The sequence below is a fragment of the Thiomonas sp. FB-6 genome, assembly GCF_000377645.1.
In the GTDB taxonomy this organism is placed as follows: Bacteria; Pseudomonadota; Gammaproteobacteria; order Burkholderiales; family Burkholderiaceae_C; genus Thiomonas_A.
In genome coordinates, this window is sequence record NZ_KB898474.1 from 118,460 (window position 1) to 140,317 (window position 21,858).

A 21,858-nucleotide genomic window follows, 5' to 3' on the forward strand; every position below is an offset into this window, starting at 1 on the left:
TCAGGCGCGCATGGTGCCGGTGTCCAGGTAGCGCTGGTGCCACGACAGGGCCTCGCCGGGCAGCGAGGGTGATTGCTGGCCGTAGGAATGCTCGCGCGCGCGCCGGTAATAGTCGTCCAGCGCCGGGCGGTAGTCGGGGTGGGCGCAGCGCTCGATGATGCAGCGCGCGCGCTGCTTGGGCGACAGCCCGCGCAGGTCGGCCAGCCCCTGCTCGGTGACGATCACCTGCACGTCCTGGGTGATGTGGTCGACGTGGCTGGCCTGGGGCACGATGCTCGAGATCGCGCCGCCCTTGGCGGTCGACGGGGTCAGGAAAATCGACACGTAGGCGTTGCGCGCGAAATCCCCCGAGCCGCCGATTCCGTTCTGGATGCGCGAGCCCATCACATGGGTGGAATTCACGTTGCCGTAGATGTCGGCCTCGATCAGCCCGTTCATCGCGATGCAGCCCAGGCGCCGCACCAGCTCGGGGTGGTTGCTGATCTCCTGCGGGCGCAGGATCAGCTTGTCGCGAAAGCGCGCCATGTCGGCGTTGAGCCGCTCGGCCGCCTGCGGACTGAGCGAGAAGGCGGTGGCCGAGGCCACGTGCAGCTTGCCCGCGGCCAGCAGTTCCAGCATGCCGTCCTGGATCACCTCGGTGTAGGCGCTCATGCCCTCGAAGGGGGCGTCGAGCAGGCCCGACATGACGGCGTTGGCGACGTTGCCCACGCCCGACTGCAAGGGCAGCAGCGACGGCGGCAGCCGCCCCACCTTGACCTCGTGGCGCAGGAATTCCAGCAGATGCCCGGCGATGGCGCGCGCGGTGTCGTCCGGCGCCGCGAAAGGCAGGTTGCGGTCCGGGGCGTGGGTCTCGACCACCGCCACCACCTTGTCGGGGTCGCAGCGGAAGTAGGGCTCGCCGATGCGGTCGTCGGCACGCAGCAGGGGAATCGGCACGCGATGCGGCGGCAGCGCCGTGCCGTAGTAGATGTCGTGCATTCCCGCCAGGGATTCGCTCTGCCAGGAGTTGACCTCGAGGATCACGCGCCGCGCGCGGTCCAGCCAGGTCTTGTTGTTGCCCACCGAGGACGAGGGCACCAGCGAGCCGTCGGGGAGCACGCCGCTGACCTCGATCACCGCCGTGTCCAGCGGGCCGAGGAAGCCCTGCCAGGCCATCGGGGCGACCTGGCTGAGGTGCATGTCGAAGTACTCCATCTCGCCGCGGTTGATGCGCTCGCGCGCGTGCGGGTCGGAGTTGTAGGGCAGGCGGAACTCGATGCCGTCGGCCCGCGCCAGCGCGCCGTCGAGCTCGGGGCCGGTGGACGCTCCGGTCCACACGCGCACGCGGAAGGGTTCGCCCGCGGCATGGCGGCGCTCGATGATGCGCGCCAGCGCCAGCGGAACCGCCTTGGGATAGCCCGAGCCGGTGAAGCCGCTCAGGCCCACCGTGCTGCCGGCCTCGATCAACGCCGCCGCGGCGTCCGCATCCATCACCTTGGCGCGAAGCCGTTCGCAGCCGATGCGCGTGGGGCCCATGTCCGTGTACTCCTCGTGGTTCGAAAAGCCACGAGCCTAGGCGCGCACGGAAGGGGAGCCTTTGAGCTAGATGAAAGCTTGCGCGATTCCTGGCGCGATTCCTTGTGCGGATCCTTGCGCGGATCCATGCCCGAATCGGCGTTCAGCTCGCCGCCAGCAGTTCGGCGAAGCGCGCCATGTCCACGTTGCCGCCGCTGAGCAGCACGCCCACGCGCTTGCCGCGCAGTTGCGCGCCCATGCGGCGGGCGGCGGCCAGGCCCAGGCAGCCGGTGGGCTCGACCACCAGTTTCATGCGCTCGGCCAGGAAACGCATGGTGTCGACCAGCTCCGCGTCGCTGGCCGTGAGAATGTCCGTGACCTCGCGGCGGATGATGGGGAAGGTCAGCGTGCCCAGGTGCTGGGTCTGCGCGCCGTCGGCAATGGTGCGCGGGGTGTCGATGTGCACGATCGAGCCGCTACGCAGCGAGCGCTGGCCGTCGTCACCGGCTTCCGGTTCCACGCCATAGAGCTGGCAGTCGGGCGCCAGCGCCGCCCTCACCAGCGCGCTGCCCGACAACAGTCCGCCGCCGCCCAGGGGCACGAACAGGGCGTCGAGCTCGCCCGCCTGCTCGAACAGTTCCCGGGCCGCCGTGCCCTGGCCGCAGATCACGTCGGGGTGGTCGTAGGGCGGGATCAGGGTCAGCCCGTCGCGCTCGGCCAGCGCCCGGCCGATCTGCTCGCGGTCTTCGCGGTAGCGGTCGTACACCACCACCTTGCCCCCGTAGCCGCGCGTGGCCGCCACCTTGGCGGCCGGCGCGTCGTGGGGCATCAGGATGGTCGCGGGCATGTCCAGCAGGCTGGCCGACAGCGCGATGGCCTGGGCATGGTTGCCCGAGGAGAAGGCCACCACGCCGGCCTTGCGCCGCGACGGGTCCAGGCTGGCCAGCGCGTTGAAGGCGCCGCGGAACTTGAAGGCCCCCATGCGCTGCAGGTTCTCGCACTTGAGATGCACGGTGGCGCCGAGTTCGGCGTCCAGGGTGCGCGAGCTCATCACCGGCGTGCGGTGGGCATGCGCCTCGATGCGGCGCGCGGCGGCCAGGACGCCTTCGAAGGTGGGTTCGGTCATGGGTAATTGCGGCGCGCGCGGCGCAAGCGTCGCGACTGTTGCATTCTGTCAAGCGAAAATGTAGCAGTCCGGCGGATACTTCGGGCATGGCGCGCGCAAGCGGCGCCCCCTCCATTGCCCGAGAGCCTTCCGATGCGCATGTTCACCATTCTTGCCCTGGCCTTCGCGGCAACGGGCGCGGCGAAAGCCGCCACGCTGCCCGGCCTTCCCGCCGGGCCGCTCGGCCCGTCGATCCAGCGCGGCCACGACATGATCATGGAAACCGGCGCCGACCCGCGGATGAAGGCCTTCGTGGGTAACGCGCTGAACTGCGCCAGCTGCCACACCGACGGCGGCGACAACACGCACCCCGGCAATTTCCTGTCCACGGCCGGCAAGTTTCCCTCGTATTCGAAGCGTGAGAACACGGTGATCACGCTCGAGGACCGGATCGCCAACTGTTTCATGCGCAGCATGAACGGCATGCGCCCGAGCACCGACAGCAGCGTGGTGGTGGACATGGCGGCCTACATCAGCTGGCTGGACCGCGGCAAGCCGATCCTGGCCGCGCCGCCGCCCGCCGCGGCCAGCCCTTATCCGGCCATGCTCAAGCGCGCCGGCCATGCCGACGTACTCGCCGGCTCGCAGCTGTACCAGGCGCAGTGCGCGTCCTGCCACGGCGCCACCGGAGGGGGCGTGGCCGGGGCCTTCCCGCCGCTGTGGGGGCCTGACAGCTACAACGCCGGCGCGGGGCTGGCCAACGTGGCCAAGCTGGCCACCTGGGTGAAGGGAAACATGCCCCTGGGCAATGCCCACCTGAGCGAGAAGCAAGCCTTCGAGGTGGCACTGTTCGTGGATACCCAGGCGCGTCCGGATTTCGTGCTGTCGCAACACTTGCCGCCCGGCACGCGCCCCGAGGATTACAACGCCCAGGTGCGCAGCGAGACCGATACGGTCGAGAGCAACCTGCGCAAGGTGGGGTTGTCCCTGAAGACCCTGCGCTGAGCAGGTGTGCATCCTGAGCCCGGCCGAAGCGGCGTGAGCTGATCGCGGCCGGCCCGAGGCGCGGGCCGGAGCCGGGGCGGTGCAATGTCCCCATTGGCATCGCCGGCGCCAGGGTCGGCAACGCGTGGCTACAGTGCCGCGGGTGTCCCGATTCCGGAGCCCGCCTTGTCCTCGGATCCCCGACAAGCCTCGAACCAGTTCGCCCTGCTCGGCCAGCGGCGCTTCGCGCCGTTTTTCGCGACCCAGTTCCTCGGTGCGGCCAACGACAACCTGCTGAAGTTCGCGTTCACGGTGCTGGTGACCTACCAGCTGCAGGTGGCCTGGCTGCCCGCGCGCGCCGCGGGGCTGTGGATCGGCGCGGTGTTCATCCTGCCCTTCGTGCTGTTCTCCGCCAGCGCCGGCCAGCTGGCCGACAAGTTCGACAAGGCCTCGCTGATCCGCGCGGTGAAGAACCTGGAGATCGCCATCATGGCGCTGGCCGCCTGGGGCTTCGCGCAGCGCCGGGCCGGCGTGCTGCTGGCTTGCGTGTTCCTCATGGGCCTGCACTCGACGCTGTTCGGGCCCGTCAAGTACGCCTACCTGCCCGCCCACCTGCGCGAGCGCGAACTCACCGGAGGCAACGGCATGGTGGAGATGGGCACCTTCGTGGCCATCCTGCTGGGCAACCTGGCCGGCGGCCTGCTGATGTCCGCTCCGGCGGCGGGGGCGCGCCAGGTGGGCTGGGCCTGCCTGGCGCTGGCGCTGCTGGGGCGCGCGGCGGCCGCGCGCATTCCCGCCACGCCGCCCACCGACCCGGCGCTGCGCCTGAACCCCGACCCCTTTTCCGAGACCTGGCGCAACCTGCGCCTGGCGCGCGGCAACCTGGTGGTGTTCCGTTCGCTGCTGGGCATCAGCTGGATGTGGTTCTTCGGCGCCGTGTTCCTGAGCCAGTTCCCCAGTTTCGCCAAGGAGGTGCTGCACGGTGACGCCCAGGTGGCCTCGCTGCTGCTGGTGGTGTTCTCCGTGGGCATCGGCGCGGGCTCGCTGCTGTGCGAGAGCCTGGGGCGGCGCCACGTGGAAATCGGCCTGGTTCCGCTGGGCGCCATGGGCATGAGCGTGTTCGCGGTCGACCTGTACTTCGCCACGCGCTCGCTGCCGCCCGGCTCCGGCACCGGCCTGCGCGACTTCCTGGCAGCCGCGCCGAACTGGCGCGTGATGGCCGACCTCGCGCTGCTGAGCCTGAGCGCCGGCCTGTACAGCGTGCCCATGTACGCGCTGGTGCAGTTGCGCGCGCAGCCCACGCACCGCGCGCGCATCATCGCCGCCAACAACATCCTGAACGCCTTGTTCATGGTGGCCAGCGCGCTGTTGGCCTCGCTGCTGCTCTGGCTGGGCTGGTCGATTCCGCAGGTCTTCCTGTTCGTGGGCCTGGCCAACGCCGCCGTCGCCGCCTACGTCTTTCTGCTGGTGCCCGAGTACCTGCTTCGCTTCGTGGCCTGGGTGCTCACCCATCTGGTCTACCGTTTCCGGGTGCGGGGCGAGGCGGCGCTTCCCGCGACGGGTCCTGCGCTGCTGGTGTGCAATCACGTGAGCTTCGTCGACGCCGTGCTGCTGATGGCCGCCAGCCCGCGCCCGATCCGTTTCCTGATGGATCACGAGATCTTCCGCATCGCGCTGCTGGGCTGGCTGTTCCGGCTCACCCGTGCCATTCCGGTGGCCCCGCGTGGCGAGCAGCCGCTGGTCTACCAGGCCGCCTTCGATCAGGCCCTGCAGACCCTGCGCGACGGCGACCTGCTGGCCATCTTCCCGGAAGGCGGCATCACCCGCGACGGCAGCCTGCAGGAGTTCAAGCCCGGCGTGCTGCGCATCGTGGAACGCGCGCGCGCCGAGGGCCTGGACGTGCCGGTGATCCCGATGGCCCTGGGCAACCTGTGGGGCTCGTTCTTCAGCCGCATCGAGGTGCGCAACGGGCGCAACGTGGCGATGGTGCGCCCCTTGCGCAGGGGCTGCTTCAACCGCGTGGACCTGCGCGTGGGCGAGCCGCTGCCAGGAGGCGGCCTCAGTTGCGAGGCGCTGCGCGATGCCGTGCGGCGTCTCGCCGAAGCCTGAACCGGCCGGCGGGCGGCGAGGGCGGGCGGCGACGGTAGTCGGCGGGGAGTATGCGGCGATGGCGGGATGCCGCAGAATGGCGTCTTCGCGCCCAGGACGACCATGCCCGCTCCACCCACCACGCCGCAAGCCGCGCTGCGCCCGCCCGAGGTCCGGCGCGAGCGGGCCTTCCGCCGCATCTATCCGATGCGCGTGCTCGGCATGGGGCTCGGCGGCCTGGCCATCGGCGCGGTGCTGTTCGAGCAGCGCGCGCCCTGGCCGCTGTGGGCCTGGATGCTGCTCAGCTGCTTCGCCTGGCCGCACCTGGCCTTCGCGCTCGCGCGCGGCGCGCGCGACCCGCACAGCGCCGAGCGGCGCAACCTCCTGGTGGATTCGGCGATCGCCGGCGTCGCGGTTCCGCTGATGCATTTCTGCCTGCTGCCCAGCGCGATCCTCGCCACCGTCACCACCTTCGACAAGCTCAGCACGGGCATGCGGCGCCTGTGGCTGCAGTCGCTGCCCTTCCTGTTCGGCGGCGCGCTGCTGGGCAGCCTGGTGCTGCGGCCGCGCCCGCTGCTGGAAAGCAGCCTGCTGGTGGTCGCCTTCAGCCTGCCGCTGCTGATCGTGCATACCCTGGGAACGGGCCTGGCCAGCTACCACCTGCTGCGCACCATCGCGCGGCAGAACCACCTGCTCGAGCAGATGCGCCGCACCGACGCGCAGACCGGGCTGATGTCGCGCGAACACCTGCTCGAGCATGCCCAGGCGGCCCTGCGGGGCTACGCGCGCGACGCCTGGCCCGCCTGCCTGCTGATGATCGACATCGATCATTTCAAGTCCATCAACGACCAGCATGGACACGGCGCCGGCGACGAGGCCATCGCGGCGGTGGCGCAGGCCATTCGCGGCTGCATCCGTGCCGCCGACGTGGCGGGGCGCTATGGCGGCGACGAGTTCCTGGCCCTGTGCCTGGGCGCGCCGCCGCAGGAGGTGCAAGGCATCGCGCAACGCATCCTCGAGGCCGTGTCGGGGCTGCGGCCGGGGCCCGCGCAGGCGCCGCTGAGCTGCAGTATCGGCATCGCCGCGCTGGGGCCGGGCATCACCGACCTGCGCGCCTGGCTGGGGGCGGTGGACCAGGCGCTGTACCGCGCCAAGGCCCAGGGGCGCAACCGCGTCGCCCGCGCCGAGCCGGCATGAGCCGGCTAGTGTTCTGTCCCGCCAATCTCCCAGGACCGGGCCGAAGCCCCCTGGTTCAGCGCAGCAGTTCGACGCTCATGTCCTGCTGGCTGGGCACGCCGGCATCGCGCATGCGCTCGGCGCTGGCCGAGAAATAGTCGATGCAGCGCGCCTCGTCCAGCGGCGCGCTGTGGTACCAGCCCTGGAACACGTCGCAACCCATCGCCTCGAGCGCGCGGCGCTGCTGCACGGTCTCGACGAATTCCGCCACCACCTGCACATCGCGCGCGCGCGCCAGCATCACGATGGTGCGGATGATGTCGGCATTCGTGGGGTTGTCCAGCAGGTCGCGGGTGAGTGAACCGTCGATCTTGATGGCATGTACTTCGAAGCGCCGCAGGTACAGCAGCGACGAGGATCCCATGCCGAAATCGTCGATGGCCAGGCGGACCCCCGTGGCCTCGAGTTCGCCCAGCACGCCATCCACCGCCTGGCCGTCGGGCAGCGCGAGAGTCTCGGTGATTTCCAGTTCGATCTCCGCGGGGTCCAGGCCGTAGCGATCCAGGCAGCGCTGCAGGTGCCGGGCCAGCAGCGGGTCGGTCAGCTGCAAGGGGGAAAGGTTGACCGCCATGGTCAGTCCGCGGTGTCCCGCCTCGTTCCAGCGCGCCTTCGCGGCACAGGCGCGCTCCAGCACCCAGCGCCCCAGGCGCAGCATGTCGCCGCTTTGCTCGGCCAGGCGCACGATCAGCGCCGGCGGCACGGAACCATGCCGGGGATGGTCCCAGCGCAGCAGCGCCTCGGCCCCGATCGCCCATCCGGCACGGTCGTGCATGGGCTGGAAGGCCAGCCAGAGCTGGTCGCCCGCCAGCGCCGCGCGCAGGTCGTCGAGCAGCCCGCGGGCGATCATGCGCGACTGGCCGTGCCAGGCCGAAGCCGGCAGCTCGCCGCCGAGGATCTCGCGCTTGGCCGACTCGAAGGCCCGTGCGCGAGCCTGGCGCAGGCGCGCGTCGGCGCGCCGCACGAAGGGCAGGTAGCAGGCGGTGCCCAGCGCGATCTCCAGCACCTGCAGCGCCACCCCGCGCCAGGAACCGGTGAGCAGCCAGCCCGAAAGCAGCGCCGGCGTGGTCCAGACGAAGCCCGGATCCTGCATGTGCACCCACCCGCCCTGCACGGCGCCGACCGCGAGCAGGCTCAGCAGCACCGGAACCCCCAGGAAGGGCAGCAGGTACACGGGGTTGAGCACCAGCGGCAGGCCGTAGAGCAGGATATCGTTGATGTTGAACAGCGAAGGCAGCAGCGCCAGCTTGGCGATGCCGCGCTGGGCGCGGTCGCGCGAGCCGATGGCGATGGCCAGCAGCAGGCCGAGCGTGGCGCCGGAGCCGCCGAGCATGACGAATCCGTTGAACATCGGGCGCCACGCCATGGCGGCCGCATACGCGGCGCCGTCCGGCGCGAACAGATCGCGCGAGGCGTAGGCATCCATCGCCATGCTGCCGTGCAGGCCGACGAACCACAGCAGTTGGTTGATCAGCGCCGCGGCCACGCTGAGCACCCAGACGCCGGCCTCGCGCGCCTGGGCCCAGGCCACCAGCGGGCCCAGCGGATGCGCGTCCAGCCCCGGCAAGTGCATCCAGGCCTGCGCGGCCGCGAACATCAGCAGCCCGATCAACACCATGGGCGGACCCAGGCGCAGCGCGTGGTACAGCGAGGCGTCGGTGTCGTAGGGCAGGCGCACCAGGTCCATCAGGCGCCAGCGCTCGGCCAGGTGCAGCAATTCCGAGGTGGCCACGCCCACGGCCAGGCCCATGAGCATGCTGCCGAAGCCGAAGTTCACGGCGCCGTCGTTCACCACGGCCGACACCACGACGAAATTCACCACCGCGCAGACGGCCACCATCAGGGGCGGCTGGCGTCCGCCCAGGCCCGCGGGCACCGGAAGGCGGTAGGCCAGCTGCACCGCGGTCACCGCGCACAGCGCGATGCCGAAAATGCCCAGGAAGGCCAGGTTGGCGTGGTCGAGGTGCTGGTGCCAGCCGGCGCCGAAGGCGCGGCTCATGGCCTGCTGGTAGGCGGCCAGCGGAAAGGAGCCCGCCAGCACCGCGAGCACGCGCAGGAAGGTCAGCGGAAGCAGCGCGACGAAGCCGTCGCGGGCCGCCATCAGCCAGGCATGCGCGCGCTGCAAGACCATGGAGTCGTCTGAAGAAATCACACGGCCGCCCCAGGATGGCCGGACCCCCACGGAGGGCGGGCGGGGCGCAGCCCGGCCCTGGGGGCGCTCTGGGCGAGATCTGCGACCCGGTACGGGTCAACCCGGTTGGCGCGGCGGCTTCGGTACATCCGTCCATTGTGAAGCAATCGGCGCGATGCCGGAAGTGGAGCGGCCTTGCCGTCCGAGCCGCGTTCCGCAAGGGGCCGGCCGAGATTTCGTGAATTCCGTGCACTCTCATGCGATGATTTCGCGCAAAATGGCACAAGCCTTGCGGATGTTTCGCGCCGCTGCCCGGCCACGCCGGCGGGTGTCGTTTTCCCATGTTGTTGCGAATCCACGCGGGAGATTTCGATGAACTCGCCGCAGCACCAGCATCGCCACCCTGCCTGGCTGGCGGCGCCGCGGCCCGAGCGCGAGGCCGAGCGCCTGCAGGCGCTCGAGCGCCTGGGCGTGCTGGACACCCCGCCCGAGCCCCTGTTCGACCAGCTCGCGGCCTGCGCCGCCCGTGTGCTGGAGGCGCCGGTGGCGGCCATCTCGCTGATCGACTCCCGGCGCCAGTGGTTCAAGGCCCTGGCGGGCTCGCAGGCCGCCGGGTGGCCGCGCGAGACCCCGCGCGAGGTCTCGCTGTGCGGGCACGCCATCACGGGCGAGGGCCTGTTCGAGGTGCCCGACGCCAGCGCCGATCCACGCTTCGCCGCCAACCCGCTGGTCACGGGCGAGCCCGGACTGCGCTTTTACGCGGGCGTACCCCTGCGCGGCAGCGAGGGCCTGGCCGTGGGCACCTTGTGCATACTGGACTTCCGGCCCCGGCGCCTGTCGGCGTCGCAGCGCGAGATGCTGCAGGCGCTGGCCGAGCAGGCCGGCCATGCGCTGGAGGCGCGGCTGGCGGCCCGCCAGCTCGAACTGGTGCGCCGCCAGCTGCAACGCGCGGCCGACTTCAACGCCATGCTCGCGCAGGCTTCCCAGGCCATCGCCGTGGCGAGCGAGCAAGGCGCGCTGCTGCAGTCCATCTGCGACATCGCGGTGCGCCGCGGCGGCCTGGCGCTGGCCTACGTGGCCCGGCCCGGCGCCGACGGATGCTTCGGATTCCCGGCGCGCGCCGGAGCCGACGCGCATCTGGCCCAGCTGCGCCTGCGCGTGGAACCACGCAACGACGAGGAGCTCAGCCCCGCCGCCTGGGTGTGGCGCAACGCCCGCGCGCACTACACCTCCTGGGAGCCCGACCAGGACGTGCTGCGCTCGTGGCAATCCCGCTCGCATCGGCACGGGCTGAAGTCGAACGCCACCGTGCCGATCCTGCGCTCGGGCCGGGTCTGGGGGGTGCTGGCGGCGCTGCACGCCGAGGCCGACGCCTTCGATGCGGAATTGCAGCAGCTGATGGTCGAGCTGGCGGCCAACATCGCGCGCGGGCTGGACCGCCTGGACACGCAGCATCGCGAGCGCGAACTCGCGGGCATCCAGCGCACCCTGCTCGACAACACGCTGGCGGGCATCGTCATGGTGCGCGACCGCATGGTGCTCAGCGCCAACCAGCGTTTCGCCCAGATGCTGGGCTACGACGGTCCCGCCAGCGTGGAGGGCCAGCCGGGACGCCGCTTCTTCGCCGACGACGCGGAATACGAGCGCGTGGGGCGCCTGTACGCGCAGGCCGGCATCCAGCGCCCCATCTCGGTCATGGACGTGCGCCTGCTGCGCAGCGACGGCCAGGAAGTGCTGTGCGACGGCTCCCTGGGCCTGCCCGCCGACGGCGACGGCACCATGTTCGTATGGACCGTGCAGGACGTCACCGAGCGCTCACGCCTGCAGCGGCGCCTGCGCTACGAGGCCCTGCACGATCCGCTGAGCGCGCTGCCCAACCGCCGCGCCCTGGAGCAGCACCTGCCGGGCGCGCTGGAGCGCGCGCGCCGGCGCCAGGCCGGACTCGCCGTGGGCATTCTGGACCTGGACGACTTCAAGCCGGTCAACGACCTCTACGGGCACGAGGCGGGCGACCTGCTGCTGCGCGAGTTCGCCGCGCGCATGCGCGGCCTGTTGCGCGAATCGGACTTCCTCGCCCGGCTGGGCGGCGACGAGTTCGTCGTGGTCATCGAGGACCTGAGCGAGGCGGCCCTTCTGCGCGAGCTCGACGCCGTGATGCGGCGCCTGCACACCGCGGTGGAACGCGGCTTCACGCTGGCCTCCGGGGCGCAGGCCGGCGTGGGCATGACCATGGGCCTGGCCGTGTATCCGGCCGACGGGGCCGACGCCGATTCGCTGCTGCGCAAGGCCGACGCCGCGCTGTACCAGGCCAAGGCGCGCAAGGCCGATCGCGTGCGCTGGTGGCAGCTGGGCGCGCGCTCCGCGGGCGACGAGACGCAGGAGCTGCGCGCCGACCCCTACGGGCCGCGCGCCTGCGCCCTGCTCGGCGAGCTGGCGGGCCCGCTGGCGCAGGCGGTGGACGGCTTTCTGCAGGACTTCTACGCACAGGTCGGGCGCGACGACGACGCCGCGCCCATGGTGGAGCTGCTGTCGGGGCAGGAGCTCGACGCCATCCGCGACGTGCACGCCCGGCACCTGCGCCAGCTGCTGGATCCGGCGCGCGCGCGCGGGGAGCTGGCGCAGCGCTCCGAGCGCGTGGGGGTCAAACAGGCGCTGATGGGCATCGAGCCGAGCCTGCTGGTGCGCCCGATGGCCGCCTTCCGCCAGCACGTGGTCGAGGGCCTGGGCGCCGGGCGCATCCCGGCGGCCACGCGGCGCGAGATCCTGCGGGTCATCGAGGACCGGCTGCAGGAGGACCTGCAGCACGAGCTGCGCGGCATGTCCGCCACCGTGCGCGCCTGGCAGAACGTGCTGATCGGCCACACCGTGCCCGCCGGCGCGCTGTGGCGCGACGCCTTGCGCGACCTCATCGGCCCCATCGGCGCGCTGCCCGGTGTCGTCGCCTGCGAGGTGCTGCGTCCGAACGCAAGCAATGAATTCGCCGTGGAGGCCGCCAGCGGGCCCTGCGCGGACGAGGTCTCGGCCATCCTGGCCGACGCGCGCTTCACGGCGCGCCTGGACCCGGGCGAGGCCACCGGCAGGGGGCCCATCGCGCTGGCCTGGCGCGGTGCCGCCGTCCAGCGCGTCGCCTCCTATGCGCGCGACGAACGTGTCGCCCAGTGGCGCACGCCGATGCTGGCGCTGGGCGTGCGCAGCGCGGCCACGCTGGCCGTGCTGGACACGCAGGGCAAGCCGAGTTTCGTGCTGGTCATCTACGGCGCCTATCCCCACCAGTTCGAGTCGGCCTGGATGCAACAGACCGTCAAGGCCCTGCAGCAGCACGCCGGACGGGTGTGGCAGGCCAGCCGCGTGCCCCTGCCCGGCGGCATCATTCCCCAGGACGCGGCCAACGCCTGCCGCGAGAGTCTGTTCAGCAACGGCCTGCGCATGTACGTGCAGCCGGTGGTCAACCTGCTCGACGGACGCTGCGACAAGGTCGAGGCGCTGGCGCGCCTGCTGATGCCCGACGGACGCGTGCTCGCGCCGGGTGCCTTCCTGCCCATCCTCGGCGACGCCGAACTCGACCACCTGTTCCGCAGCGGGCTGGAGCAGGTCTGCGCCCAGTTGCGGGCCTGGGACGGCGAGGGCATGCGCATGGGCGCGGCGCTGAACCTGGCGCCCTCCACGTTGCTCGACCCCCAATGTCCTCAATGGGTGCGCGAGGCCCTGCAGCGCCATGGCATCGAGGCCTCGCGCCTGAGCCTGGAGCTCCTCGAGTCGCAGGCGCTGGACAGCGCCGCGCAGACCCGCGCCATCGATGCGCTTCGCGCCATCGGCGTCGGCCTGTCGATGGACGACCTCGGGGCCGGCTACAGCAGCCTGCAGCGCCTGTCGGTGCTGCCCTTCGACACCATCAAGATCGACCAGGGCCTGATCTCCTCGCTGCGCAGCCTGCCGCTGCAGACCTTCGGGGTCATCCGCTCCATCGTGCAGCTCGCCAACGACCTGCGCCGCACGGTGATCGTCGAGGGCGTGGAGGACCAGGGCATCCAGGAGGTGGTGCGCATCCTCGGCGCGCGCTGGGCGCAGGGCTATGCCTTCACCCGGCCGATGCCGGCCGGGTCCTTCGCGCGCTGGCGCGCGGAGTTCGCGCTGCCCCGGCGCGGCCAGGCCGTGTCGACCTACCTCGGAGCGCTGGCGCATCACTGGCTGCTGGCGCCCGGGCGCAGGCATCCCGCGCGGCGCGGGGCGCGCGCCGCCATGCTGGAGTTCCTGCGCCAGACCGGCGAACACTCCAGCGAGATCTACCGCTACTACGAGCAGGCCGTGCCTGCGCAGGCACGCGCGCGCCACGCGCTGCACGAGCGCCACGGCGAATGGCTGCTCGAGCGCCTGGGATCCGGCACCTGAGCACCCCACGCCTCGGCCCTGCGGGTGAGGCCCCAGGCCTGCCCACTCGGCGTTGCAGGTCTTCGCCGGGTGCCCAACCCGGCTGTGCCCTGCGCCTTGATTGGGCAGGCCTGGGGCCTCACGGGGGGTGCCATTTCCCTGACGCAGTGGACTAGCATGTGCCGCATGCGGGCCCCGCGCGCATGCGCCGGCGCCCTTGCGCACCCTGGAGAATGCGATGAGCGATTCCGTTTCGCAGCCGTCGCCGCGTTTTCGCGTCGGCGGCGACCTCGAGATCCACCGGCTGGGCTTCGGTGCCATGCGCATCACCGGCAAGGGCGTCTGGGGCCCGCCGCCCGACCGCGAGGCCGCGTTGCGCCTGCTGCGCCGCGTGCCCGAACTGGGCGTGGATTTCATCGACACCGCCGATTCCTACGGCCCCGACGTGTCCGAGCAGTTGATCTGCGAGGCGCTGCACCCCTATGAGGGCCTGGTGATCGCCACCAAGGGCGGCCTGACCCGCGGCGGCCCGGATCAGTGGACCCCGGACGGGCGCCCCGACTACCTGATCGCCCAGGCCCGCAAGAGCCTGCGCAAGCTCGGGGTCGAGCGCATCGACCTGTGGCAGCTGCACCGCATCGACCCGAAGGTCCCGCGCGACGAGCAGTTCGGCGCCATCCGCCAGATGCTCGACGAGGGGCTGGTGCGCCATGCCGGGCTCAGCGAAGTGGGCGTGGAGGACATCGAGGCGGCGCGCAAGGTGTTCCCGGTGGCCACCGTGCAGAACCGCTACAACCTGGCCGACCGCGCCAGCGAACACGTGCTCGAGCATTGCGAGCGCCTGGGCATCGGTTTCATTCCCTGGTACCCGCTGGCGGCCGGCAGCCTGGCGCGTCCGGGCTCGGTGCTCGACGCCGTGGCGCGGCACCACGGCGCCAGCGGCGGGCAGATCGCGCTGGCCTGGCTGCTGCGCCGCAGCCCGGTGATGCTGCCGATTCCCGGCACGGGCAGCATCGAGCACCTGGAGCAGAACATGGGCGCGGCCACCATCCGCCTGTCCGACGAGGACTTCGCCGCCATCGAGCGCGCCGCGCGCTGAAGCGGGCGCGGCCGCGGCGCCGCGGGCGTCAGCGTGCCGGGCGCGCGCCGGCGGGCTCCGGCGCATCCGGCGCCAGGTCCATGGCGCGGCGGAACATCTCCAGGTCCACGTTGCCGCCGCTCAGCGACAGCGCCACGCGCTTGCCCGCCAGGCGCTCGCGCTGCGCCAGCGCCGCCGCCAGCGCGGCGGCCCCGGCCCCCTCGGCGATGTTGTGCGTGGCCGTGTAGTACAGGCGCATCGCGCGCAGCACCTGCTCGTCGTCCACGCGCACGATCTCGTCCACCTGCTCCCAGATGATGTCCAGCGCCTGCGCATCGGGCACGCGGCAGGCCATGCCGTCGGCCACCTCGGTCAAGGCCGGGGCATCGACCGCGCGGTGCTGCTCGAAGGACAGCGCGTAGGCCTCGGCGCAGCTGGAGACCACGCCGACGATGCGCGGCCGCGCGCCCAGCGCCGCGCGCGCGGCCGCCGCCGCGCAGATGCCCGAGCCCAGGCCGATGGGCACGTACAGCAGGTCCAGGTCCGGCACGGCTTGCAGCAACTCCGCCCAGCCCGTGGCCACGCCCAGCACCAGGTCCGCGTGGAAGGAGGCAATCGCGTGCAGGCCGCGCTCGGCTCCGAGCCGGAGTGCATGCTCCCGCGCCTCCTGGAAATCCTCGCCGTGCTCCAGCAACTCCACGCCCAGCGCGCGCATCGCGGCGTTCTTCTCGCGGCTGTTGCCGTGGGGCACGACGATGGTGGCCGCCAGACCATGGCGCCGCGCCGCGAAGCCGATGCTCTGGCCGTGGTTGCCGCGCGTGGCCGAGATCACGCCCGCGCAACCGGGCTCGCGCCGGCGCAGACCGTCCACGTACACCAGGCCCCCGCGCACCTTGAAGGCGCCCGTGGGGGTGTGGTTCTCGTGCTTGACCCAGACCTGCGTTCCCAGGGCCTCGCACAGCAGGGGCCAGGCGTACTGCGGGGTGGGCGGCATCACGCGATAGACCAGCTCGGCGGCGTCGCGGATGCGGGACAGGCGGGAAATCTCTTCGAACATCGGGGGCTCCGTTTCGCCGGGCTCGGGACGGGGCGCGGCCCCCGGCCCGCGCGCGCGAGCGCCGTGCCGCCCGCGCGCCCCGAGACCGCCGTGCCTGGACAGTAGCGCGTAGGGTACGACAGCGCCGGCGCGGCACCGCGGCTTGACCCAGCGCAGCTTCGCGGCGGCCGGCGCGGCGCCGCGGGCGGTACGCACGCGGATACTTCGCAGGCGGGTCGGCGTGTCGAGCCGGCTGCGCGGCGGCACGGCGCGCGCCGACCCGGGAGCAGGAACCATGGAACTTCTCGAGGCCATCCACCAGCGTCGCGCCGTGCGCGACTACCTTCCCGAGGCGCCCGACGACGCCACGCTCGGCGCGTTGATCCACGCGGCGGTGCAGGCGCCCAGCGCGGTCGACACCCAGCCCTGGCGCTTCGTGGTCGTGCGCCAGCGCGCCATGCTCGACCGCATCGCGCGCGAAGCCAAGGCCTGGCGCCTGCGCACGGAGTCCTCCACCGAGCTGCGCGCGCACCTGGAGAATCCGGGCTTCCACATCTTCTACAACGCCCCCGCGCTGGTGCTGATCGCCGCCGAGCATGCATCCCCGTGGGTGATCGAGGATTGCTCGCTGGCGGCACAGAACCTGATGCTGGCCGCCTGCGACAAGGGCCTGGGCACATGCTGGATCGGCTTCGCGCAGGACTACCTGCGCAGCGCCGAGGGCAAGGAGTTGCTGGGCCTCCCGGCGGCCTGGGTTCCGGTGGCGCCGATCATCGTCGGCCGGCCGCGTGCGCTGCCGCCGCCGCACCCGCGGCACGAGCCGCAGGTGCGCTGGATCGACTGAGCGGCGTCGCCCGGGCCGATCCCTTCAGGCAGCGGCGCGGCGCCTGGCCGTCGACGGCGGCGCGCCGGTGACGCGCTGGAAACTGCGGCGCATGCGCTCGGGGTTGCCGAAGCCGCATTGCGCGGCCACCCGCTGCACCGAATCCGCACCGCTTTCCAGCGCCGCCTTCGCGGCCTCCACGCGCAGCGCCTCGACGGCGCGCGCCGGCGGCAGGCCCACCTCGGCATGGAACAGGCGGGAGAACTGCCTGGGGCTGAGGTGCGCGCGCTCGGCCAGGTCTTCCACGGCCAGGCGCTCGCGCAGGTGGGCGCGCACGAAGGCCAGCAACTCGGCGAAGCGTCCGCCCGGCGTGCTCATGTCCAGCAGCGCCGAGAACTGCGACTGGCCGCCCGGGCGGCGGTAATAGAACACCAGCTGCTGCGCGGTGCGGCGCGCCACCTGCTCGCCCAGGTCCTCGGCGATCAGCGCCAGCGCCAGGTCGATGCCCGCGCTGATGCCGGCGGCGGTCCACACCCGGCCCTGCCGGATGTAGATGCGGTCCGCTTCCAGGCGCACCTGGGGAAAGCGCTGCACGAAGTCCCGGCTGCGGCTCCAGTGGGTGGTGGCCCGCAGCCCGTCCAGCAGCCCGCTGTGCGCCAGCAGGTAGGCGCCGGAGCACACGCTGGCCACGCGCTGCGCGCGCGCGGCGAGGCTGCGCACGACGCGCCGCGTGGCCTCGCAGGCCGCCGCCGCCTCCACCCCGTCGCCGCCGGCCACCAGCAGCGTGTGCACGCCGCGCAGGCCGCGCGCGCCGCGCGCCTGCAGCAGCGCGCCCGAGGAACTGCGCACCAGGCCGGGCTGCAGCGCCACCGGCTGCAGGGTATAGCTGCCGGGCACGTAGCGCTCGGCGATCTCGAAGGCGGCGATGGGGCCGGTGGCGTCGAGGATCTGGAAATCCGGGAACAGCAGCACGGCGATCTTGCGCATGGCAGAAAAGGTGGGTTCCACGTCCTTTGCGTCAGGCCATTATGCGGCGAACATGAGCCTGTCGCACGCTCGTTGCATCCCAGGAGACCCCCATGAGCCAGGACTTCCCCGTCGTGTTCGCCGTCTATCCCGGCGTGACCCAGCTCGATTTCACCGGGCCCTACGAAGTGCTGTCGCGCCTGCCGGGCGCGCGCTGCGTGGTGGCCTCCACCACGGGGCAGGCCATCGTCCTGCCCCAGGGCCTGCGCTTCGACGGGCTGCTGCGCCTGGCGGACGTGCGCGACTGCGCGCTGCTGTGCGTACCCGGCGGCCACGGCTGCGTGCAGGCCATGGGCGACGCGGAATTCCTCGGCGAGTTGCGGCGCCTGGCCGCCGGCGCGCGCTACGTCAGCTCGGTGTGCACCGGCTCGCTGTTGCTCGGCGCGGCGGGCCTGCTGCGGGGGCGGCGCGCGGCCTGCCACTGGGCCTGGCGCGACGGCCTGCGCGCCTTCGGGGCCATTCCCGACGAAGCGCGCGTGGTGCGCGATGGCAACTTGTTCAGCGGCGGCGGGGTCACCGCCGGCATCGACCTGGCCCTGAGCCTGGTGGCCGAGGTGGCCGGCGAGGACTATGCGCAGCAGGTGCAACTGGTCCTCGAATACGCCCCGCAGCCGCCTTTCGACAGCGGTCGCCCGGAGCGCGCGCCGGCGCAGGTGCTGGAGGCCGTGCGGGCGGGCATGCAAGGCCAGCGCGCCGCGCGCGAGGCGGCGATCGAGCAGGCCGCGGCGCGGTTGGGGGCGGGGCATCAGCGGCCTTGAACGGCCCTCAGGCAGGGCCTGGATGGGGGTTGCGGGGGATAAACTGATGCCTTGTTTTCCTTCCCATCCAACCAGGAGACCCATCTTGTTCAGTCATGTCATGGTCGGCACGAACGACATCGATCGATCCAGGCGCTTTTATGACGCCGTGCTCCAGGTCGTCGGAGCGGGAGCGGCGATCGAGAACACGAACAAGACCGGCCAGCGGCGCCTGTTCTACAGGCATGACGGCTCATCCTTCGGCGTGAGCGAACCCATCGACGGCCATTCCGCCACGGTGGGCAATGGAGGCACCATCGGCTTCAAGTGCGAATCGCCCGAGCAAGTGCGCGAGTTTCACGACGTTGCCGTGGCGAACGGGGGCACGTCCATCGAACAACCGCCCGGCCCGCGTTCAGGCCCCGCGGGGGTTCTCTATCTCGCCTACGTGCGCGACCCCGACGGCAACAAGCTTTGCGCCCTTCATCGCCCCAGTGCCTAGGAGCTTGGGCGTTCGCTTCGCCGCGGGCGGATCAGCGAACTTCGGATCCACTATGGGCCGGGTTGCCGCGTGCACTTCAGCAAAGATGCACTCCTGAGAGGGCCTTGCCAAACGTCTCTACAATGAAGACATGTGTCGCCATTGCGTGACGTCTACCGAGGTGCCATGATGGAACCAGCAACGCCCACCAAGGCGCGCGTACCTCGTGTCTACCGCAAGCGCGCTTCGGCCGCGGCCTCGTCCGTGGCCTCGTCCGCCCCATCGAGGCGTGGGCCCTCGCGCGAGGAGCGACTTGTGATCCTGTCCATGGATCTCCTGGGCGGTGCGAAGGCCCTCAAGATTCAGGTCCTCAAGAACCAGCCATACAGCCGCATCGAACTTCACAAGGCCATGCGCCAAGGGGCATTTTCGTACGCGGTTCTGGACACGCTATTGGCTGGGCTCGGCGCTCTGAAAAGGAAGGATGTCGCGGATGTGCTCGGGGTGAGCACCCGAACCCTCGATCGCCAACGTACTGCACCCGAGCGCTCGATGCCGGCGGACCTGGCCAGCAGAACCTGGATGCTGGCCGAGACGATGGCCAAGGCCTCGGAAGTCTTCGGCGGCGTCCAACAGGCCGAGGCCTGGATGGACAAGCCGGCGATGGGACTCGATGGATGCCGTCCGATCGAGATGCTCCAGACCCTCCAGGGCGTCGAAGTCGTCAACGATTTCCTGACCCGACTCGAATACGGCGTCTACAGCTGATGCCAACATGACACCCTTGCCTGCGTCCATGGATCCCCAGGCGCCGCTCATCGCCTGGCGGATCGACAAGCAGGTGCATGTCGACGAGTGGGACAGCGGAGTCGGCGCCAAGCTGTCCGGAGGGAGGTGGAACCCCAAGGGGATGAGCGTCGTCTATTGCAGCCTGGACCCAGCCACCTGCATTCTGGAGTCGGCCGTCCACAAAGGCTTCGACGTCCTGGACGCTCAGCCGCACATCCTGACCCGAATGCAGATCGTCGAGCCGGGTGCGGTCAAGGTCATTGGACCTTCGGATGTTGCGAATCCAGCATGGCTGCATGGGGGAATGCCGAGCGCTGGTCAACAGGAGTGGGGAGCCTCGCTGTTGGAGGCGCACCCATTCGTGATCTTTCCGAGCGTGGTCTCCAAGCGCAGCTGGAATCTCGTCTTCCAGCCTTCTCGGGCGCACGGCAAGTACCAGCTGGCCGATCAGGAAAGACTTGCGGTCGACGGGCGACTCAACCCACCGCGCCCATAAGCCCGTAGAAGACTTGCCGGCAGGACAAGTCCTCTTGACGCCGCACGGCAGGCTTGCGTAACCTTCGTGGTTAATCGTTTAACCATTCCTCCGACCAGGCTCGCATGCCCGCAACCCTCGAGGACGTCGCCAAGGCGGCCGGTGTGTCCACCGCCACGGTGTCCCATGTGATCAACGCCTCGAAGCCGGTGTCGGCGGCGACCCGCGCCAGGGTCGAGGCCGCGATCGCCGAACTGGGCTACCGGCCGAGCCCCTCGGCCCGCAGCCTGCGCACGGGGCAGCACCACATGCTGGGCCTGCTGCTGCCGGACCTGGCCAACCCCTTCTTTCCGGCACTGGCGCAGGCCGTGGCGGAAACCGCGCACGAGCTCGGCTACGGCCTCATGCTCAGCGAGTCCGGAACCGACCCCGAGACCGAGGAGCAGGCGCTGGCGGCGATGCAGCAGCGCGTGGACGGCATCGTCTGGGTCCCGGAAACGCGCCAGCCGCGCACCAGGCCCTACCGGCCCACCGTGGTCATCGACCGCGTCGGCCCCGACCTGCTGGAATTCGACAGCGTGAGTTCGGACCACCGCCTGGGCGGGCGCCTGCTGGCGCGCGCCATCCTCGAACTCGGGCACCGGCGCATCGGGCTGCTGGCCGGGCCGGCGGACTCGGTGAGCGCGCGCCAGCGCCGCGAGGCGCTGTGCGCCGAACTGGGCGACATCCAGCCCGAGTGGATCCTCGAAGTCCCGTATTCCAGCGAGCTTCCCGCCGCGGCGCTCGCGCGCCTGCTGCAGCCCGGGCCCACCCTGATCGTGGCCGCCAACGACGCCGTGGCGATCGGCGCGCTGCGCGTGCTCAAGGCGCACGGGCGGCGCGTGCCCGAGGACCTTTCCCTGGTCGGCTTCGACGACATCCCCTGGGCCACGCTGGTGGATCCGCCCTTGAGCACGGTCAGCCAGCCGGTGCGCGCCATCGGGCGCAGCGCCGTCGAGCTGCTGCACCGTCGCCTGGGCGACCAGGGCGGCGCGCCCACCCACCTGGTGCTGCCGGTGGAGTACGTGGCCCGCGGCTCGACCCGCCGCCTGCGGCCGGAGGAGCTTCGCGCATGAACGTGGTCGGCAGCATCAACATGGACGTGGTCGTCGAGGTCGAGCGCGCGCCGGCGCCCGGCGAGACGGTGCTGGGCTCCGACTACCGCCTGCACCCCGGCGGCAAGGGGGCGAACCAGGCGGTGGCCGCGGCGCGCCTGGGCGCGCCGGTCGCGATGATCGGCTGCCTGGGGCATGACGCCTACGGCGACGCGCTGTACCAGACGCTGCGCCGCGAGCAGATCGCGCTCGAGCATGTGCGCCGCGTCGACACGCCCTCGGGCGCGGCCTTCATCACCGTGGAGCGAGGCGGCCAGAACCGCATCGTGGTCGCCCCCGGCGCCAACGCGCAGCTGGGCCCCGAGCAACTGCCCGCGGATCTCGAAGCCGGCGGCTGGCTGCTGCTGCAGCTGGAGGTTCCGCGGGAGACGGTCACCGCCGCCGCGCGCCGCGTACGCGCCGCGGGCGGCCGGGTCGTGCTCAACGCCGCGCCGGCGGCGCCGCTGCCGGCCGTGCTGGCCGAGGCTGTGGACGTGCTGGTGGTCAACGAGACGGAGGCGGGCGCACTGCTCGGCCTGCCGCCGCCGGCCCATGCCGAGGAGGCCCTGCAGGTGGCCGCGCGACTGCGCACGCCGCGCTCGACGGTCATCGTGACCCTCGGCGCCGGCGGCTCGGTGTGGTCGGGGCCGACGGGGCAGGGTTCGGTGGCGGCGCTGCCGGTCGAAGTGATCGACACCACGGCCTGCGGAGACGCCTACGTCGGCGCCCTGGCCTGGGCGCTGAGCTCTGGACAGCCGCTGACGCGCGCTGTCGAACTGGCCAACGCCAACGGCGCGCTGGCCGCCACCCGCGAGGGCGCGCAGCCTTCGTTGCCCACGTTCCAGGAGCTGTGGCGTTTCGCGTCATTCTGAAACGG

17 protein-coding genes are annotated in these 21,858 nt (G+C 71.6%); 12 read left to right on the forward strand and 5 right to left on the reverse strand.

Going from position 1 to position 21,858, the window contains the following annotated elements; genetic code table 11:
- Positions 1–1,515 carry an acetyl-CoA hydrolase/transferase family protein gene (locus D466_RS0106155; protein WP_018912837.1) on the reverse strand — a complete coding sequence of 505 codons (1,515 nt, stop codon included), beginning with the start codon at positions 1,513–1,515 and terminating at the stop codon, positions 1–3.
- A 142-nt stretch (positions 1,516–1,657) separates the two neighbouring features.
- The gene (locus D466_RS0106160) at positions 1,658–2,620 is read right to left on the reverse strand and encodes a threo-3-hydroxy-L-aspartate ammonia-lyase (protein ID WP_018912838.1); all 963 of its coding nucleotides are present in this window, start codon (positions 2,618–2,620) and stop codon (positions 1,658–1,660) included.
- Between the two features lie 132 nt (positions 2,621–2,752).
- Here D466_RS0106160 and D466_RS0106165 point away from each other — a divergent pair, with 132 nt between their 5' ends.
- The 3 genes from D466_RS0106165 to D466_RS0106175 all read left to right on the forward strand — a co-directional run bounded on the left by D466_RS0106165 (position 2,753) and on the right by D466_RS0106175 (position 6,868).
- The gene (locus tag D466_RS0106165; RefSeq protein ID WP_018912839.1) at positions 2,753–3,604 is read left to right on the forward strand and encodes a c-type cytochrome; all 852 of its coding nucleotides are present in this window, start codon (positions 2,753–2,755) and stop codon (positions 3,602–3,604) included.
- Positions 3,605–3,769: 165 nt separating this feature from the next.
- Positions 3,770–5,692, forward strand: a complete 1,923-nt coding sequence (locus D466_RS0106170) for an MFS transporter (protein ID WP_018912840.1) — start codon at positions 3,770–3,772, stop codon at positions 5,690–5,692.
- Positions 5,693–5,794: 102 nt separating this feature from the next.
- Complete coding sequence (locus D466_RS0106175) at positions 5,795–6,868, forward strand: diguanylate cyclase (RefSeq protein WP_051083692.1); 1,074 nt, start codon at positions 5,795–5,797, stop codon at positions 6,866–6,868.
- A gap of 55 nt (positions 6,869–6,923) precedes the next feature.
- Here D466_RS0106175 and D466_RS0106180 read toward each other — a convergent pair whose 3' ends face one another.
- Positions 6,924–9,035 (reverse strand): EAL domain-containing protein, encoded by a 2,112-nt coding sequence (locus D466_RS0106180; protein WP_018912842.1) that lies wholly within the window; start codon positions 9,033–9,035, stop codon positions 6,924–6,926.
- A 372-nt stretch (positions 9,036–9,407) separates the two neighbouring features.
- Here D466_RS0106180 and D466_RS22675 point away from each other — a divergent pair, with 372 nt between their 5' ends.
- Both D466_RS22675 and D466_RS0106190 read left to right on the forward strand, forming a co-directional pair.
- On the forward strand, positions 9,408–13,424 hold the full coding sequence (locus D466_RS22675) for an EAL domain-containing protein (RefSeq protein ID WP_018912843.1): 4,017 nt from the start codon (positions 9,408–9,410) through the stop codon (positions 13,422–13,424).
- 217 nt (positions 13,425–13,641) lie between these two features.
- The gene (locus D466_RS0106190; protein ID WP_018912844.1) at positions 13,642–14,502 is read left to right on the forward strand and encodes an aldo/keto reductase; all 861 of its coding nucleotides are present in this window, start codon (positions 13,642–13,644) and stop codon (positions 14,500–14,502) included.
- Positions 14,503–14,530: 28 nt separating this feature from the next.
- Here the strand turns inward: D466_RS0106190 and D466_RS0106195 are convergent, their stop codons facing one another.
- A complete protein-coding gene (locus D466_RS0106195; RefSeq protein ID WP_018912845.1) occupies positions 14,531–15,538 on the reverse strand; it encodes a threonine dehydratase in 1,008 nt (335 codons plus the stop codon).
- Positions 15,539–15,812: 274 nt separating this feature from the next.
- Between D466_RS0106195 and D466_RS0106200 the strand changes: the two genes are divergently transcribed.
- On the forward strand, positions 15,813–16,361 hold the full coding sequence (locus D466_RS0106200) for a nitroreductase (RefSeq protein WP_018912846.1): 549 nt from the start codon (positions 15,813–15,815) through the stop codon (positions 16,359–16,361).
- 24 nt (positions 16,362–16,385) lie between these two features.
- Here D466_RS0106200 and D466_RS0106205 read toward each other — a convergent pair whose 3' ends face one another.
- On the reverse strand, positions 16,386–17,327 hold the full coding sequence (locus tag D466_RS0106205) for a GlxA family transcriptional regulator (RefSeq protein WP_018912847.1): 942 nt from the start codon (positions 17,325–17,327) through the stop codon (positions 16,386–16,388).
- Between the two features lie 92 nt (positions 17,328–17,419).
- On the opposite strand from D466_RS0106205, the gene D466_RS0106210 reads away from it, so the two are divergent.
- The 6 genes from D466_RS0106210 to D466_RS0106235 all read left to right on the forward strand — a co-directional run bounded on the left by D466_RS0106210 (position 17,420) and on the right by D466_RS0106235 (position 21,853).
- The gene (locus tag D466_RS0106210) at positions 17,420–18,124 is read left to right on the forward strand and encodes a DJ-1/PfpI family protein (protein WP_018912848.1); all 705 of its coding nucleotides are present in this window, start codon (positions 17,420–17,422) and stop codon (positions 18,122–18,124) included.
- A gap of 85 nt (positions 18,125–18,209) precedes the next feature.
- The gene (locus D466_RS0106215; protein WP_026284959.1) at positions 18,210–18,605 is read left to right on the forward strand and encodes a VOC family protein; all 396 of its coding nucleotides are present in this window, start codon (positions 18,210–18,212) and stop codon (positions 18,603–18,605) included.
- Between the two features lie 294 nt (positions 18,606–18,899).
- Complete coding sequence (locus D466_RS20795; protein ID WP_018912850.1) at positions 18,900–19,352, forward strand: antitoxin Xre/MbcA/ParS toxin-binding domain-containing protein; 453 nt, start codon at positions 18,900–18,902, stop codon at positions 19,350–19,352.
- Between the two features lie 28 nt (positions 19,353–19,380).
- Positions 19,381–19,869 carry an RES family NAD+ phosphorylase gene (locus D466_RS0106225; RefSeq protein ID WP_196803432.1) on the forward strand — a complete coding sequence of 163 codons (489 nt, stop codon included), beginning with the start codon at positions 19,381–19,383 and terminating at the stop codon, positions 19,867–19,869.
- A 104-nt stretch (positions 19,870–19,973) separates the two neighbouring features.
- Complete coding sequence (locus tag D466_RS0106230; protein ID WP_018912852.1) at positions 19,974–20,963, forward strand: LacI family DNA-binding transcriptional regulator; 990 nt, start codon at positions 19,974–19,976, stop codon at positions 20,961–20,963.
- Positions 20,960–21,853, forward strand: coding sequence for a ribokinase (locus tag D466_RS0106235; RefSeq protein WP_018912853.1), 894 nt, complete (start codon positions 20,960–20,962; stop codon positions 21,851–21,853). The genes D466_RS0106230 and D466_RS0106235 overlap by 4 nt, the downstream gene beginning before the upstream one ends.
- Positions 21,854–21,858 lie beyond the last annotated feature (5 nt).

Excerpts from the sequence above, each read along its gene's own strand:
- D466_RS0106155 (WP_018912837.1), bottom strand. The coding sequence starts at position 1,515 with ATGGGCCCCACGCGCATCGGCTGCGAACGGCTTCGCGCCAAGGTGATG.
- D466_RS0106160 (WP_018912838.1), bottom strand. The coding sequence starts at position 2,620 with ATGACCGAACCCACCTTCGAAGGCGTCCTGGCCGCCGCGCGCCGCATC.
- D466_RS0106165 (WP_018912839.1), top strand. The coding sequence starts at position 2,753 with ATGCGCATGTTCACCATTCTTGCCCTGGCCTTCGCGGCAACGGGCGCG.
- D466_RS0106175 (WP_051083692.1), top strand. The coding sequence starts at position 5,795 with ATGCCCGCTCCACCCACCACGCCGCAAGCCGCGCTGCGCCCGCCCGAG.
- D466_RS0106180 (WP_018912842.1), bottom strand. The coding sequence starts at position 9,035 with ATGGTCTTGCAGCGCGCGCATGCCTGGCTGATGGCGGCCCGCGACGGC.
- D466_RS22675 (WP_018912843.1), top strand. The coding sequence starts at position 9,408 with ATGAACTCGCCGCAGCACCAGCATCGCCACCCTGCCTGGCTGGCGGCG.
- D466_RS0106190 (WP_018912844.1), top strand. The coding sequence starts at position 13,642 with ATGAGCGATTCCGTTTCGCAGCCGTCGCCGCGTTTTCGCGTCGGCGGC.
- D466_RS0106195 (WP_018912845.1), bottom strand. The coding sequence starts at position 15,538 with ATGTTCGAAGAGATTTCCCGCCTGTCCCGCATCCGCGACGCCGCCGAG.
- D466_RS0106200 (WP_018912846.1), top strand. The coding sequence starts at position 15,813 with ATGGAACTTCTCGAGGCCATCCACCAGCGTCGCGCCGTGCGCGACTAC.
- D466_RS0106205 (WP_018912847.1), bottom strand. The coding sequence starts at position 17,327 with ATGCGCAAGATCGCCGTGCTGCTGTTCCCGGATTTCCAGATCCTCGAC.
- D466_RS0106210 (WP_018912848.1), top strand. The coding sequence starts at position 17,420 with ATGAGCCAGGACTTCCCCGTCGTGTTCGCCGTCTATCCCGGCGTGACC.
- D466_RS0106225 (WP_196803432.1), top strand. The coding sequence starts at position 19,381 with ATGGATCCCCAGGCGCCGCTCATCGCCTGGCGGATCGACAAGCAGGTG.
- D466_RS0106230 (WP_018912852.1), top strand. The coding sequence starts at position 19,974 with ATGCCCGCAACCCTCGAGGACGTCGCCAAGGCGGCCGGTGTGTCCACC.
- D466_RS0106235 (WP_018912853.1), top strand. The coding sequence starts at position 20,960 with ATGAACGTGGTCGGCAGCATCAACATGGACGTGGTCGTCGAGGTCGAG.